This window comes from Caldibacillus debilis DSM 16016, assembly GCF_000383875.1.
Classification (GTDB): domain Bacteria; phylum Bacillota; class Bacilli; order Bacillales; family Caldibacillaceae; genus Caldibacillus; species Caldibacillus debilis.
The window spans coordinates 236,483-251,888 of sequence record NZ_KB912880.1 but is presented as its reverse complement, the minus strand read 5'-3'; the positions used below and the strand labels follow the sequence as shown (position 1 = coordinate 251,888).

The 15,406-nt window shown below is 53.4% G+C and carries 14 protein-coding genes; all 14 read right to left on the bottom strand.

Annotated elements, in window-relative coordinates; translation table 11 throughout:
- Window positions 1–11 precede the first annotated feature (11 nt).
- The 14 genes from A3EQ_RS0104550 to A3EQ_RS0104465 all read right to left on the bottom strand — a co-directional run bounded on the left by A3EQ_RS0104550 (window position 12) and on the right by A3EQ_RS0104465 (window position 15,259).
- A complete protein-coding gene (locus A3EQ_RS0104550) occupies window positions 12–1,151 on the bottom strand; it encodes an acyl-CoA dehydrogenase (RefSeq protein WP_026499738.1) in 1,140 nt (379 codons plus the stop codon).
- A gap of 207 nt (window positions 1,152–1,358) precedes the next feature.
- Complete coding sequence (gene rpoD / locus A3EQ_RS0104545) at window positions 1,359–2,492, bottom strand: RNA polymerase sigma factor RpoD (protein ID WP_026499737.1); 1,134 nt, start codon at window positions 2,490–2,492, stop codon at window positions 1,359–1,361.
- A gap of 21 nt (window positions 2,493–2,513) precedes the next feature.
- Window positions 2,514–4,310, bottom strand: a complete 1,797-nt coding sequence (dnaG, locus tag A3EQ_RS0104540) for a DNA primase (protein WP_020154003.1) — start codon at window positions 4,308–4,310, stop codon at window positions 2,514–2,516.
- A gap of 491 nt (window positions 4,311–4,801) precedes the next feature.
- Complete coding sequence (locus A3EQ_RS0104525; RefSeq protein ID WP_020154000.1) at window positions 4,802–5,599, bottom strand: pyruvate, water dikinase regulatory protein; 798 nt, start codon at window positions 5,597–5,599, stop codon at window positions 4,802–4,804.
- A gap of 101 nt (window positions 5,600–5,700) precedes the next feature.
- On the bottom strand, window positions 5,701–6,336 hold the full coding sequence (locus tag A3EQ_RS0104520; RefSeq protein ID WP_026499736.1) for a helix-turn-helix transcriptional regulator: 636 nt from the start codon (window positions 6,334–6,336) through the stop codon (window positions 5,701–5,703).
- 127 nt (window positions 6,337–6,463) lie between these two features.
- Window positions 6,464–8,527, bottom strand: coding sequence for a glycine--tRNA ligase subunit beta (gene glyS / locus A3EQ_RS0104510; protein WP_020153997.1), 2,064 nt, complete (start codon window positions 8,525–8,527; stop codon window positions 6,464–6,466).
- Window positions 8,520–9,404: a glycine--tRNA ligase subunit alpha gene (gene glyQ, locus A3EQ_RS0104505; RefSeq protein ID WP_020153996.1), complete on the bottom strand. Its 885-nt coding sequence runs from the start codon at window positions 9,402–9,404 to the stop codon at window positions 8,520–8,522. Before glyQ ends, glyS begins: the two co-directional genes overlap by 8 nt.
- A gap of 313 nt (window positions 9,405–9,717) precedes the next feature.
- Entirely contained in the window at window positions 9,718–10,464 is a 747-nt protein-coding gene (recO, locus tag A3EQ_RS0104500; RefSeq protein ID WP_020153995.1) for a DNA repair protein RecO, read from the bottom strand.
- Between the two features lie 17 nt (window positions 10,465–10,481).
- Complete coding sequence (locus A3EQ_RS22045; protein WP_020153994.1) at window positions 10,482–10,628, bottom strand: YqzL family protein; 147 nt, start codon at window positions 10,626–10,628, stop codon at window positions 10,482–10,484.
- 104 nt (window positions 10,629–10,732) lie between these two features.
- Window positions 10,733–11,647: a GTPase Era gene (gene era / locus A3EQ_RS0104490; RefSeq protein ID WP_020153993.1), complete on the bottom strand. Its 915-nt coding sequence runs from the start codon at window positions 11,645–11,647 to the stop codon at window positions 10,733–10,735.
- On the bottom strand, window positions 11,640–12,047 hold the full coding sequence (locus A3EQ_RS0104485) for a cytidine deaminase (RefSeq protein ID WP_040369075.1): 408 nt from the start codon (window positions 12,045–12,047) through the stop codon (window positions 11,640–11,642). Before A3EQ_RS0104485 ends, era begins: the two co-directional genes overlap by 8 nt.
- Before the next feature lie 276 nt (window positions 12,048–12,323).
- The gene (locus A3EQ_RS0104475; protein WP_020153990.1) at window positions 12,324–12,677 is read right to left on the bottom strand and encodes a diacylglycerol kinase family protein; all 354 of its coding nucleotides are present in this window, start codon (window positions 12,675–12,677) and stop codon (window positions 12,324–12,326) included.
- Between the two features lie 9 nt (window positions 12,678–12,686).
- Entirely contained in the window at window positions 12,687–13,157 is a 471-nt protein-coding gene (gene ybeY, locus A3EQ_RS0104470; protein ID WP_020153989.1) for an rRNA maturation RNase YbeY, read from the bottom strand.
- Between the two features lie 20 nt (window positions 13,158–13,177).
- Window positions 13,178–15,259: an HD family phosphohydrolase gene (locus tag A3EQ_RS0104465; RefSeq protein WP_040369110.1), complete on the bottom strand. Its 2,082-nt coding sequence runs from the start codon at window positions 15,257–15,259 to the stop codon at window positions 13,178–13,180.
- Window positions 15,260–15,406: the final 147 nt, after the last annotated feature.

Below are 15,406 nucleotides of genomic sequence, written 5' to 3'. Positions count from 1 at the left end.
TAGCCATAATTTCAGCATCCGATTTCCCGCGCGATGACCATCCGCTGCACTTCCGACGTTCCTTCCCCGATTTCCAACAATTTGGCGTCCCGCATATATCTTTCCACGTGATACTCTTTCATATACCCGTATCCGCCGTGGATCTGCACGGCCTGGGTCGTGATCTCCATGGCGATTTCCGAAGCGTACAGCTTGCACATCGCCGCTTCCTTGGTGAAAGGCTTGCCTTGATCCTTCAGCCAGGCGGCTTTGTAGACCATGTTCCGGGCCAGCTCGATCTTCATCGCCATGTCGGCGAGTTTAAATTGGATCGCCTGAAATTTCACCAGGGGCGAACCGAACTGTTTCCGCTCTTTGGCGTATTGGAGAGACCGTTCGTAGGCGGCCCGGGCGATCCCCACCGCCATGGCCCCGATCCCGATCCGTCCCCCGTCCAGGGTGGACAAAAATTGCTTGAATCCTTCCCCCCTTCTCCCCAGCAGGTTTTCCTGCGGAACCCGGACGTTTTCCAAAACCAGCTCGGCGGTATTGGAGGCGTGCAGCCCCATCTTTTCATACCGTTCATAAATCCGGAATCCTTCGGCGTCGGTGGGCACGATGATGGCGCTGATTTCCTTCCTTCCGTCCCTCTGCCCGGTGACCGCGGTCAAGGCTAAAAACTTGGCATAGCTGGCGTTGGTGATAAAACATTTGTTTCCGGTAATGACAAAATCGTCCCCGTCCTCCTTCGCCACCGTTTCCGTCCCGCCGGCGTCGGAGCCGGCGTTCGGTTCCGTCAGCCCGAAGGCGCCCAAGGTTTCCCCCCGGCACAGAGGCACCAGGTATTTTTCCTTTTGCTCTTCCGTCCCGAACAGATAGATCGGAGCCGCGCCCAAGGAAATATGGGCGGAGTAGGTAATCCCCGTGGAGGCGCACGCCCGGCTCAGCTCCTCAACGACGATGGCGAAGCTGATCGTGTCGGCCCCGCCGCCGCCGTATTCCTCGGGAAAGGGAAGTCCCATCATCCCCAGCCCGGCAAGCTTCTCAAAAATCTCCTTCGGAAACTTTTTTTGCCGGTCCCTTTCCAGGGCCCCCTTCGCCACTTCCTCTTCGGCAAACTCCCGGACCGTTTTCTGGATCATCCGCTGTTCCGCCGTCAAATCGAAATCCATTCCCATCCCCCCATTTTTGCCTTTTATTCCAATCGGAGAAAAAATATGCTATAATTTTTTTGGATGCGCTTTCATACTATTATAAAGAAAAATTGAAGATATTTTAAGAAAAATATTAAATGTGCAAAATTGGGCCCTCGGACATTTGCTTTTTTCTTTTCAATTTTTTACAATAAAAAAAATGGATTGCCATAACAGCAAACCATTTTATTCCAAAAAATCTTTCAGGCGTTTACTTCTGCTCGGATGTCTCAGTTTTCTGAGGGCCTTGGCTTCGATTTGGCGGATCCTTTCGCGGGTGACGCCGAATACTTTGCCCACTTCTTCCAGCGTGCGCGTCCGGCCGTCGTCGAGTCCGAAGCGCAGCCGCAATACGTTTTCTTCCCGGTCCGTTAAGGTGTCAAGGACGTCTTCCAGCTGTTCCTTGAGCATTTCATAAGCCGCATGATCGGACGGAGAGGTCGCGTCCTGGTCTTCGATAAAGTCTCCCAAATGGGAATCGTCCTCTTCTCCGATCGGCGTCTCCAGCGAGACGGGTTCCTGGGCGATCTTCAAAATTTCCCGAACCTTTTCCGGGGTCAGATCCATCTCTTCCGCAATCTCCTCCGGCGTCGGTTCGCGGCCCAGGTCCTGCAAGAGCTGCCGCTGGACGCGGATCAACTTGTTGATCGTCTCCACCATGTGGACGGGAATGCGTATGGTGCGCGCTTGGTCGGCGATGGCCCTTGTTATGGCTTGGCGGATCCACCAAGTGGCGTAAGTGCTGAATTTGAAGCCTTTCCGGTAATCGAATTTTTCGACGGCCTTAATGAGGCCCATGTTCCCTTCCTGAATGAGGTCCAAAAAGAGCATGCCTCTTCCCACATACCGTTTGGCGATGCTTACCACCAGCCGCAAATTGGCTTCCGCCAGGCGTTTTTTCGCTTCTTCGTCGCCCTTGGCGATCCGTTCGGCGAGCTCGATTTCCTCTTCAGGGGTCAGCAGGTCGACGCGGCCGATTTCTTTCAGATACATCCTGACCGGGTCGTTGATCTTGACGCCGGGAGGAACGCTCAAATCGTTCAAATCGAACTCGTCCTCCGCCTCCAAATCTTCCAGATCCGGATCGATGTCGGCGTCAGGATCGTCGTGGTCTTCCTGTATCTCAATCCCCTGTTCGGACAATTGTTCGTAAATTTCATCCATCTGGTCGGAATCCAGTTCGAAGTTGGCCAATTTTTCGGCGATTTCGTTATAAGTAAGAAAGCCGCGTTTTTTGCCGCATTCGATGATCTGTTCCTTCACCTGTTCCAGGGTGACATCCGATTCCATATCGTTGGAACGCATTGACTTATCAGCCATCGGTTCCCCTCCTTCCAATATTTACAGCGATTTCCGCAATTGCAGGATTTCCATGGCGATTTCCGCCGCCTTCCGGTAATTATGTTCCCGCTCCGCTTGTTTTCCTTCCCGTTCTTTCTCTTTTATTTTTAACAATTTTTGATAATTCAACACACTTTTTATATAATCATTCAATTCCTGCTCCTCGGGTTCCTCCTTGACGGGGAGCATGGCGATCTCCGCCGTCAGCTTCTGCAGGCCCTCATCGGGCAGCAGGGCGAGGAAATGGCTTAAATTCGGCAAGTTTCCATTTTCATAAAAATCGTACAGGCAATCGGCGATCTTCTGGTGTTCGCTGACGGAAAAGGATTGGCCGGCCAGCTTTTCCCGCACTTTGGCGGCGATGGTGCGGCTTCTGAGCATGTGGGCGATCAGGAGCCGCTCCGCATTGTAATGGGCGGGCTTCAATTTTTTCTCCCGTTCGGCGGGCACCGGCACCCGGGATGGGGAAAGGGGCTGGTTCCTTCTTTTTGCCCGCTGGATTTTCCTCTGGTTTTCCTTCAAGGCGTCCAAAGACAGGGAAAATTCATCGGCGAGCTGGCGCAAATAGATTTCCTGCTCCACCGGGCTGTCGAGGGAGGCGAGCTCTTTCTGCACCTCCTCGATGTACCTGGCCCTTTCCCCCTCGTCGGCCAGGTTTTTCCCTTCCCGGAAAAGCTGCATTTTATACGCGATCAAGGTCAAACTGTTTTCGATGACGTCCCGGCGGAATTTTTCCGGGCCGTAGCGGGCAATGTACTCATCCGGATCCAGGCCTTCGGGAAGGGCGGCCACCCGCACTTGGCATCCGCCCTGCCGGAGCATTTCCCCCGCCCGGACGGCGGCCCTTTTCCCCGCGCTGTCGCCGTCAAAGCAGAGAATGACGAGATCCGTGTTCCGCCGGATGAGGCGGACATGCTCTTCCGTCAGGGACGTGCCCATCACGCTGATCCCGTTATCGATCCCCGCCCGGTATGCGGAGATGCAATCGGCAAAGCCTTCGAACAGGACGGCCGCCCCTTTTTTGCGGATCTTCGGCCGGGCCCGGTGGAAATTAAACAGGATCCGGCCCTTTTGAAAAATCTTCGTCTCCGGGCTGTTTAAATATTTCGGCGCGGCATCGGACAGGCTCCTTCCGGAAAAGGCGACCGTGTTCCCGCCGGGATCGTGGATCGGAAACATGACCCGGCCGCGGAAACGGTCGAAATACGCATCTTCTTCCTCCCTTTTCACAATGATGCCGGCCTTTTCCAAAAGGTCCTGCGGAAAGCCCCGCTTCCTTAAAACCGTCAAGGCCGCGTCCCTGGAAGCCGGGGCATATCCGATCTGGAATTCCTCGATGATTTCCTTCGTAAAGCCCCGTTTCTGCAAATAATCGAGGGCTTCCTGGCCTTCCTTCGTATGCACGAGGAGATGATGGTAAAAGCGCTGCAAAAACAAGTGGGCTTCCATCATCCGTTCCCGCTCCCGCAAAGCGGGGTCCTCCGCCCTGCGGTCGAAACGGACGCGCAATTCGATGCCCGCCTTATCCGCCAGCTTTTGAACGGCTTCCTGAAAAGATACCCCCTCAATGTCCATCAAAAATTTAAATACGTTGCCGCCCGCCCCGCAGCCGAAACAATGGTAGATTTGTTTTTCCGGGGAAACGGAAAAGGAAGGCGTGTTCTCGCCATGGAAGGGGCAAAGGCCAAAAAAATTACGTCCTTGTTTTTTCAGTTGGACATATTCGCTGACGACGTTTACGATATCGGTTGCGCGGAGCACTTCCTGAACGGTTTCTTCAGGGATACGCCCAGTCATTGGAAAAACTCCATTCCGAATATTTTACTTGCCCCTTCAGGCTGCCGCAGTGTCCGGCTTTTTTATGTTTGATCTCTAAAACGGCGGTTTTCGCTGAAAATTCGACATTTTTTGAAGGATGTTCCCTGGAAATTTTCCCCGCCGCCTTTGCCGCATGACCGGCAACCCGGCGGGCGTTGCCGCTATTCCCCTTTGGTCACTATAAAAATTCTACAAAATTTCCTGGATTCCTGCTAGAAAAATGCATTTTTGCACAAGTTTTTTTATAGAAAGGATGCAGAAATTTGTCGAAGGCCTTTCCCCGCCTGAAACCGGGGATCCGGCGTAAACGGGGAAAGGATGTCCTTATTTTTTCAAGCAATTTTTTATTATATAATAGAAACAAAACTTTTTCTATAACTTTTTTCATTTTTTCCTATTTTATTCTCGCCGGTTTGGATTTATACTGACCGAAAAACAGGAGGGAAACGGATTCCCTCCTGTTTTCGTTCCTATTGGAGATAATTGATGATCAAATTCGCCGATTCTTCGATCGCCTTGTTGGTGACATCGATGACCCGGCAGCCGATTTTCTCCACCACCTTGTCAAAATAGGCCAGTTCCTCTTTAATCCGCTCGATCGTCGCATAATTGGCCGTCTCCTTCAGCCCCAGCGAAACGAGCCGTTCCCTCCGGATGTGGTTCAGCTTTTCCGGGCTGATCCGCAAGCCGAAGATCCGGTTTTTATCAATCTTGAACAGCTCACCCGGAGGTTTGATTTCGGGGACGATGGGAACGTTGGCCACCTTATACCGCTTGTTGGCCAGAAATTGGGACAAGGGGGTTTTCGATGTCCGGGAGACGCCGATCAGGACGATGTCCGCCTTCAGGATCCCGCTCGGGTCCCTGCCATCATCGTATTTTACGGCAAATTCGATCGCCTCCACCTTCCGGAAGTAGTCGGCATCCAATTTGCGGACCAGTCCGGGTTCGTTCAACGGCTGCAGTCCGGATAGTTCCTGGAAGGCATCCATCAGGGGGCCGAGCACGTCGACAGCCCGGATATTGTTCTTCTCCGCCTGCTCGGACAAGTACCGGCGGATCTCCGGCTTGACGAGGGTAAATACGATCATGCCGCCGTTCATTTTCACCACTTGGATGACTTCATCGACCGTTTCCTTGTCTTCCACATAGGGCACCCTTTTTAACTCCACGCTCGAGCCGTTGAACTGGCTGACCGCGGCCCGGGTCACCAATTCCACCGTTTCGCCGACCGAGTCGGAAACGACATAAATCGGAGGTCTTTTCATCCTTACCGCTCCTTAAATTTTCATTCCAGAAAAAGATCGGGCGTCCCGCCCAACCGGGTGAAGCAAAGATCAAGCCGCATAACTTTCCGTTCCGGCCAAGGTCATTCTCCGTCCAATAAAGACACGAACGCCTTCGTAATGTTCGTTTTTGTGACCCTTCCGATCACTTCATAGCCGTCTCCCTTCTCCTTGACGACGGGAACGGCGTCGATTTGTTTTTCAATCAGCAGCTTGGCGATCTCATAAAGGGAATCCTCTTTCCGGCACATCGCAATATTGGGCATCCGGGTCATGATGATGTTGACGGGGATTTTATTCAAATCCTGGTTCCCGATGCTCGCCCGCAGCAGGTCCTTCCGGGAGACGACGCCGGCCAAAAGGGAGGCGTCATCGACGACGAACAGCGTCCCGACATCCTCCAAAAACATCGTGCATATGGCGTCGTATACGGAAACCCGGTCCTTGACGACGACGGGAAGGGACTGGAAGTCCTTCACCTTCATTTTTTTGATACTTTCCCCGAGCAGCTGGGTCCGGTTTTTTCCGGTGTAAAAATATCCGACCCGGGGCCGGGCATCGAGAAACCCGGCCATCGTCAAGATCGCCAAATCGGGCCTGAGCGTCGCCCGCGTCAATTGGAGCATCTCGGCGATATGCTCCCCGGTAATCGGACCATGCTTTTTGACAATTTCCAAGATTTGTTCCTGACGTTTGTTCAGTTCTATTTTACTCACCACCTAACTGGACGACGGGAAGCGAACCCCTGAAAAACCGGTTATTGGTCTTATATTTATTATACCGGTTTTCCCTTCCGCGGAAAATCGGTGCGGTTCCCTTCTCCCGTTTCCGCATTCCATGCGCCCCTTATTTGATGACGAGCTCTTCCACATCGGCAAAATTCAAGATCAAATCGGCCAACTGCCTCATCATGGCGAGCCGGTTGCTCCGCAGCCTTTCATCCTCCGCCATCACCATCGTGCGGTCGAAGAAGGCGGTAATATACGGCTTCAAGGCGACCAGGGCCCGGTAATAATCCTCCGCCCCGTTTCCCGGAAGGGAATCTTTGGCCTCCAGGAGCCGCCGGTAAAGCTCGCCTTCCGTTTCGTTTTCAAACAGTTCCGGATTCACTTCCGCCGCCGATTCGGCCTTTTTCGCGATGCGGACGACGCGGATGAGGGATTCCATGTCTTCCTTGAACCCGGGTTCATCCTTCTTTTCGTTAAACAGTTCCGCCCTTCTTGCGAGCGTCCTCACATCCGTTAAAGGCGCCGACAGGACCGCATCGACGATGTCGTAGCGGAATCCCCTTCCTTGCAGTTTGTGCTTCAACCGGGCCCGGAAAAAGTCCGCCAATCCGGCGAAAATCTCTTCCTCCGGCCGGTCGGCGAATCCGGAAGTGAGGCGGATGGCCTCCTTCAACAGATCGGCAAGGGGGATATCCCATCCCTTTTCATGCAAGATGTCGATGACGCCGGTCGCCAGCCGCCTCAAACCGTACGGGTCCTGGGAGCCCGACGGAACGGACCCGATGGCGAAGAAGGAGGCGAGGGTTTCCAGCTTGTCGGCAACCGCCAGCACGGCGCCGATATCGCTTTCCGGCAGGCCGTCCTCCGCGTTTCTCGGCTGATAGTGCTCGTTGATCGCCTTGGCGACCCGCTCATCCTCCTTTTGCAGCAGGGCGTAATTTTCCCCCATGTATCCTTCGAGTTCCGGAAATTCGTAAACCATTTGCGTGACCAGATCGAATTTGCAAATTTGGGCGGCCCGGACCGCCAGCCTTCTTTCTTCCTCGGCGAAGGGCAGCCGGCCGAGGAGGAATTCGGTCAGACGGACGATGCGGGAAATCTTTTCGGCATAACTGCCGATCCGGTCGTGATAGATGACCGGGGACAGCCGCTTCAACGCCTCTTCGATGGACAATTTTTGGTCTTCCCGGTAGAAGAAGGCCGCATCCTGCAGGCGGGCGCGGAGCACCTTTTCATTGCCGCGGCGCACCGTTTCGAGGTGGCGGTCATCCCCGTTTCTTACCGCGACGAAATGAGGAAGCAGGCGGCCTTCCCGGTCCCTGACGGGAAAATAGCGCTGATGCTCCTTCATCGTCGTGATTAAAACCTTCTCCGGCAGATGCAAAAAGCTTTCATCAAAGGAACCGTAAAAAACCTGCGGATACTCGACCAAATGGGTGACTTCATCCAGCAATTCCCCGTCGACGGGGATGGCCCATTCCCGCTCCCGCTCCAGCCGTTCGAGCTGGCGGAGGATTTCCCTTTTCCTTTCCTCATAATCGCAAATCACATACTGGGATCGCAATAATCGTTCATAGTTTTTCGGGTCGTCCACTTCGATCTTTTTGCCGAGAAAGCGGTGGCCGAAGGTGAAGGGACCGCTTTTTACGCCTGCGACAGAAAAGGGGACGGTCTGGTTCCCGTATTTGGCCAGGATCCAGCGGATCGGGCGGACGAAGCGGAGGGACAGGTCGTTCCAGCGCATATTTTTCGGAAAGGCCATCGATTCGATGACCTGGGCGATCTTCGGCAAAACTTCCGGAACCGGCTTTCCTTCCTCCACTTTTTTGACGAAGCAATATTCCGCCCCGTTGACCGTTTTGAAATAAATATCGTCCACCGTCATCCCCTGGCTTTTGGTAAAGCCGAGGGCCGCCTTCGTCCAATTCCCTTCCGGATCCAGCGCCGCTTTCTTTGCCGGCCCTTTGATCTCCACCGTCACGTCCCTTTGTTTTTCCGCCACCGCTTCGACGAATACAGCGAGCCTTCTCGGCGTGGCGAAAACGCGGATGCCTTCGTAATCGATTTTTTCCGCGGCAAAAAACGCGGCGATCTTTTCCGAAAGTTGTTCGGCGGCCCCGGGGATGAATCTCGCCGGCATTTCCTCCAGGCCGATCTCCAACAAAAACGGCCGTTCACTCATCCTTCTTCCCCCCTTTCAGCAACGGGAATCCCAGTTTTTCCCGTTCGTCGTAAAAGGTTTTGGCGATCTTCCGCGCCAGGCTGCGGCATCTGGCGATATAACCGGTCCTTTCCGTCACCGAAATCGCCCCTTTTGCGTCCAACAAATTAAAGACGTGGGAGCATTTTAATACATAGTCGTAGGCGGGATGGACCAGTCCTTTCTCCATCTGCCGGACGGCTTCTTTTTCGTAGGTGTTGAACAGCTGCAAAAGCATTTGTTCGTCGGATGTTTCGAAGGTGTATTTCGAGTGTTCGTATTCCGGCTGGCCGAAGATGTCCCGGTAAGTGAATCCTTCCGTCCATTCCAGGTCGAAGACGTTCTCCTTATCCTGGATATAGGAGGCCAGCCTTTCGATCCCGTATGTAATCTCCACCGAGACGGGTCTGCACTCCAGGCCCCCCACCTGCTGGAAATAGGTGAACTGGGTGATTTCCATCCCGTCGAGCCAGACTTCCCAGCCCAGCCCGGCGCATCCCAGGGACGGGTTTTCCCAATTGTCCTCCACGAAACGGATGTCATGTTCCAACGGGTCGATGCCGAGGGCCGTCAAAGATTGCAAATACATTTCCTGAATCTGATCGGGCGACGGTTTGATCAACACCTGGAACTGATGATGCTGGTAAAGCCGGTTCGGGTTTTCCCCATACCTTCCGTCCGCCGGTCTCCTCGACGGCTCCACGTAGGCGACCCGCCACGGCTCAGGCCCGATCGCCCGCAAAAAGGTATAGGGGCTCATCGTACCCGCGCCCTTTTCCACATCATAGGCCTGCATGATGAGGCAACCCTGATCCGACCAAAATTTTTGCAGCGCAAAAATCATCTGCTGAACGTTCATTTTATCCCTCCGATCCTTTCATTTGCCCAAATAAAAAACTCCCATGCCTATGCCAAAACGAGCATAGGGACGAGAGCATTTCCCGCGGTTCCACCCTATTTGCCTTGCGGCCGCTTCATTCGCACATTGCTCCGGAACGCCTTTCCCCGGTCATCTGTTCCTAGCTCCCACCGCCCTAGGATCGCTGAATCCAGAGAGGAACGGGTACTTCCTTTCCTTCCTCGCAACAACCGTTTTCTTTTTTCGACCGTTTTGTTAATTGTATGCTAGCGAAAACGCGAACGTTTGTCAATATTCCCCGAAAAAGCCGGCTTCACGGCTTGAATTTTTCCATCTGATTCAGGAATTTCTTCGTTTTCAAATACAGGCCGGTGTATTCGTCGTAATAGGCGGAGATGCAGTCGTTCAGTTCCTTTTTTGTTCTTTCTTTCACATTGATCGATCCGAGCCGGTTCAAATCGATGACGGAAAACAAGCGCAACAGCTTGGCCGTGGAAGGGGAAATCTTGATGGCGTACGGGTCCCGTCCGGCGCATCTTTCGCAGAGCAGGCCGCCTTCCCTGACGGAAAAGGAGAAATCCCCTTCGGCCTTCCCGCAGGATGCGCAGCCGGCCAGCTGCGGCTGATGGCCGAGCACATGCAGCATCTTGATCTCGAAAATATTTTTCAAAATGTCCGGGTCAGAGCCCCTGTCCAGGTAATGCAAAGTCAGACGCAACAGCTCGAAAAGGGAAGGGTGAGCCCTTTTTTCATCCGCCGATTTATCGGTCAATTCCACGATGTACGAAGCGTAGGCGGTCAAAAAAATGTCCCCTTTCACGGAACGGAACGGATCGATGATTTCCCCCTGATGGATCGTCCCCAGACCGGATCCGACGGTGCAAATAAAAAACCCGTGGGTAAAAGGCTGCGTGACGGAAGCGAGCCGGCTGTTCGGCTTTTTCGCTCCCCGCGCCACCGCGCCGAATTTTCCGATCTCCCTGGAAAAGAGGGTGACGATTTTATTCGCCTCGCCGTAATCGCTCGTCCGCAAAACGATTCCTTCGATCTTTCTCCACAAAAAAGTCACCTTCCGACTCAATAGGTTGAGGGATCATGCCTGTTTGAACGTCTTTCTTTTTTCTTTTCCGGAGCCTTTCCCAGCTCCCTTTCCAACTCCTTGTAGAGAAGGTAAGTTTGGATATCCCCGGTCTCTTGAAACAGTTTCCATGTGAAATCGAGCATGGAATCCCCCACCTTTCGGTTTTTTCAAACAGCCCTGTCCCCAACCTTCGTTATTTAGTTTGCCTGAAAACAACAAAAACATAAAACGTAAAAATTGCTAATCCTCAATACTCATCTTCCCGGTAGCCGTACTCCCTCAGGTAAGTCAGCCGGTTCCGCCAGTCGCTCTGCACCTTCACCCAGAGCTCCAAAAATACCTTCGAACCGAGGAGATGCTCGATCTCGAGCCTCGCCCGCTTTCCGATCTCCTTCAGCATCCGCCCCTGTTTGCCGATGAGGATCCCCTTCTGCGAATCCCTTTCGACGATGATCGTGGCCATGATGTGGACGAGGTTCTTTTCATCGTCCCGTTTTTCGATCTGGTCAATCACGACGGCCACGCTGTGGGGCACTTCCTCCCGGGTCAGATGGAGCACCTTTTCCCGGATGATTTCGGATATGATGAAACGTTCGGGGTGGTCGGTGACCTGACCGGCCGGATAATATTGCGGCCCTTCGGGCAAATAGTCCTCGATCACGTCGAGCAGGCGGTCCATATTGTTGCCGTTTAAAGCGGAAATCGGGACGATCTCTTTGAACGGGTAGAGATCCTTGTATTGGACGATGATTTTCAGCAATTCGTCCGGATGGACGAGATCGATTTTATTGATCACCAAAAAGACGGGGGTTTCCACCGTTTTCAATTGGTTGATGATGAATTCTTCCCCCTTGCCGAAACTTTCATCCGCCGTGATCATAAAAAGGATCAGATCGACTTCCTTCAAGGCGTTCACGGCCACCTTCAGCATGAAATCGCCGAGGCGGTGTTTCGGCTTGTGGATGCCGGGGGTGTCGATGAACACCATTTGGGAATTCTCCCTTGTCAAAACCCCCTGGATCCGGTTTCTCGTGGTCTGGGGCTTGTCGCTCATGATGGCGATTTTTTGGCCGATGGCCGAATTGAGAAAGGTGGATTTCCCCACATTCGGTCTGCCGATGATGGAAATAAACCCTGATTTGAACGGTTTTTCGTTACTCATACAGATCCTCCGCTGAAAAAGCTCCAGGCAATAATTGTTCAACCGTGGTCCTTAGCAAATCGCCCTTCAAATTGGTCAAAAGGACGGGCATATCCTTCCGGCAAAACTCGGAGATCACTTGCCGGCACGCGCCGCACGGAGAACAAGGCCGCTCCGTATCGGCGACGACGGCGAGCTTGGCAAATTTCCGGTCCCCTTCGGAAACCGCTTTAAAAATGGCCGTCCTTTCCGCGCAATTGCACATGCTGTAGGCGGCGTTTTCGATATTGCAGCCCCGGTAAACCTTTCCGTCCTCCGTCAAAAGCGCCGCTCCGACGGGAAAACGGGAATAGGGAACGTAGGCGAAGTCCAGCGCTTTTTTCGCTTCTTCGATCAATTGCTCATCGGTCACGTCGTTCATCCCTTCCCGAATGGTTCAAATTCAAACGCTCTTCTCTTATTTTACAATAAATTGGCCGGTCCTTCCAGGCCGGCACGGTTTTAAGTTTTATGTCCGGGAAAATCGGGCGTGCGCAGCGCCCGTCCCGGCGGCGCTCCTTCCGGAAAATCCGGGGAAGGCCTTGTTCGTCTCCCGTCCCAAAGGGCGAGAACGGACCGGGCCGGAGCCGCATCCGCATCTTGCCGTCCGCGGCCGAACCGCCAAAAGGCGAGAGCGGGACAGCCTTTCAACGCGCCCCTACGGCAACAGTTTCGGTAGGAAAATGACGGCGCCGACCAGGGCGGATACGACGGCGAAAAACAGGCAAGAGGCGGCGGCGACATCCTTCGCCTCCTTCGCCAAAGGATGGCATTCGGGCTTCAGCAGATCGACGACGCGCTCGATGGCCGTATTGACCAGCTCGAGGGAGATCATGCCGCCGATCGTCAAGAGCACGACGGCCCATTCCAAGCGGGAAATCCGCAGGCAGAAGCCGAAAAGGATGACGACAGCCGCAACGAACAAATGGATTTTTAAATTGGTTTCCTTTTTTACGGAAGTATGGAACCCTTCCCAGGCGAAACGAAACGATCTTCCGATCCTTTTCATCATCTTCCGTCCTCATCTGGGCAATCCGAATTGTTCTAAAATCTCATCCTGCTTCCGGAACATGATTTTCTCTTCTTCTTCCGTTCCGTGATCATACCCGAGGAGATGCAAAAAGCCGTGCACGGCCAGAAAACCCAATTCCCGCATGAAACTGTGGCCGTATTCCTCCGCCTGCTCCCGGGCCTTGTCGAGGGAAATGATGATATCCCCGAGGACGCGGGGCATGTCCGCATCCAAGATCTCGCTTTCCCCGTCGCCGGATTCTTCCAGGGCAAACGACAAAACATCCGTCGGCTGATCTTTCCCCCGGTAGTCCCGGTTCAGCTGGCGGATTTCCTCGTTGTCGGTGATCGTGATGGAGACTTCGCAATCTTCCTTGATGTTTTCGTAATCGGCGGCGAACCGGATCAGTTTTTCGACGGTCTCCGCCGCATCCTCGGCCAATCGCCCGGTCTTGTCGATCAAATCGATTTCAACGGTCATCTTTCTTCCCCTTTGCCAATTCATGAAGGATATTCGATCCGGTGATGGAAAAAGCCGTACAGCGTCTCGCAGATGGTCTTTTCCACCGTTTTCAGTTCCTTTAATGTGATGTCGCATTCCTCAAACTGTCCGTCATTCAAACGGTCTTTAATAATGTTTTTGACGAGGGACTCGATCTTTTTGCGGTCCGGATCGTTAACGGTGCGGACGGCCGCTTCCACGCTGTCGGCGATGCTGATCACCGCCGCTTCCTTGGTCCGGGGTTTCGGCCCCGGGTAGCGGAATTCGTCCTCCTTCACATCCAGCCCCGCTTCCTTCGCCTTGACATAAAAATATTTTAAAACGGATGTGCCGTGATGCTCGCGGGCAATCGCCACGATCTCCTTCGGCATCCGGTGCTTCTCCAATATTTCCGCTCCGTCCGATGTATGGGCGATAATGATGTTTCGGCTTTGCACCGGGTTGAGATGTTCGTGGGGATTGGAAATATTGTTTTGATTTTCGATGAAATACATCGGCCGCTTGATCTTTCCCGCGTCGTGGTAGTAGCTCCCGACCCTCGCCAGAAGGCCGTTGGCCCCGATCGCCTCGCAGGCGGCCTCGGCCAAATTGGCCACCATGACGCTGTGATGGTAAGTTCCCGGCGCATCCGTCAAAATCTTTTTCAACAGCGGGTGATTCGGGTTGGCGAGTTCGATCAGCTTCATGGAGGAGAGAATGCCGAACCCCGCTTCAAAAAAGGGCAGGATGCCGATCGTCAAAACCGCCGATCCGATCCCCGACCCGATCCCCGTCAAATAATAATACCCGTAATGCAAAGCCGACATCCGGGAATCCGGGATGAAAAACAGGGCGGTAATCACGGCGATGTTGACGGCGGATACGAACAGTCCCGCCTGAAATATTTTAGAACGGTGATTCCGGTTTGTCAAAAAGACGATCGAACTGAGGCCGCTCAGCAAAATATAGATCCCGGCGGTGATGTGGAAGGCGCCGGAAGATTCCCCGTTGAAAATCACCGTTCCGCACAGGGCCCAGGCGATGGTGATCAATATCCCTTTCGCTTCGCTGATCAAGAGTTTGCCGAGCATCACCCCCATGGCCGCCGGGAAGAGGAAGGTGATCTCAAAGGCGTCGTTTTTGACGAAGCTCAAAACTTTCATGATGCCGAGGCCGATCAAAAAAATCAAAATGGAAATGAATAGATCCCGCCTGTTTTCCTTCCTTTCCCTTCCCAAAAGGTGCATATGGCCGGCGAACAGGACCGAAGCGAGCATCACCGACAGCAAAAGAAGGCCGATGAACGGCAGAAAGGAGTCCTTCCCGTCCATCAATCCCAGCAATTTCAGCTGTCTGTAGATTTCCGGCGTGACGAGCTGCCCTTCCTCCACGATGACCTGCCCCTGCAGGATCTTCACCGGCTCCACATTTTCGGCGGCCTGCTTGCGCAATTCCTCCGTCGCTTCCGGATCGTAAAATTCATTTTGGACGATCGCATGCCTGGCGAGTTCCACGGCGGCGTTTTTCAAATTTTCCGGCATGGCGGTGATGCGCAAGGCTTCCTCCACCCTTTTTTTCGCGTTTTCCACCTCGTTCGCCGGGATCCGTTCGTTCATCACCTTATGGACCGCCGTTACCGTATAATCCTTGGCGACGGACAATTCGTTCTTCGATGCGGAGGCCAGGGCCAAAAAAGTGGCGTCGGAAATCTCCTTCGCGACCGGTTCGGTCAGGCTTTCTTTCAAATCCTTCAATCTTTCTTCCGTTGTCGGAGGGAGACCTCCGCCTTCGCCCTTCCCCTCTTTGTTTCCTTCCAGCGTCTCGATCGCCGCGTCAAAGATGGAACGGACGAGATCGACGCGGTTTTGGGCATACTCCTGTCTTAAAACGTAGACGTCTTTAACCTGGGCAACGGCTTCCTTCCGTTTCTTTTCCGTGCTTTCCTTGTCCTCGATCGTTATGGGAGACCGGATCGTCCGGTCCGCGATGGAAAACAAGTCGATGTCCAGTTTCTCCTTGCGGACGTTGCTGTACATGGAAACAAACAACAGGAGAACCGTCAGGATGAAAAGGATCCAACGGAAAAATTTCAACTCTTCCATTTTCTTCGCCGCTGCCTGCCACTTGTTTAACCATCGTTTCACCGGTTCCGCCTCCTCTTGCCGCCCGATGCAAATCATCGCTTTAACAAAAAATAACAAATAAAATCGGAAAAAACAACCGTTTTTCCGGAAATGGACCCGCTTTTA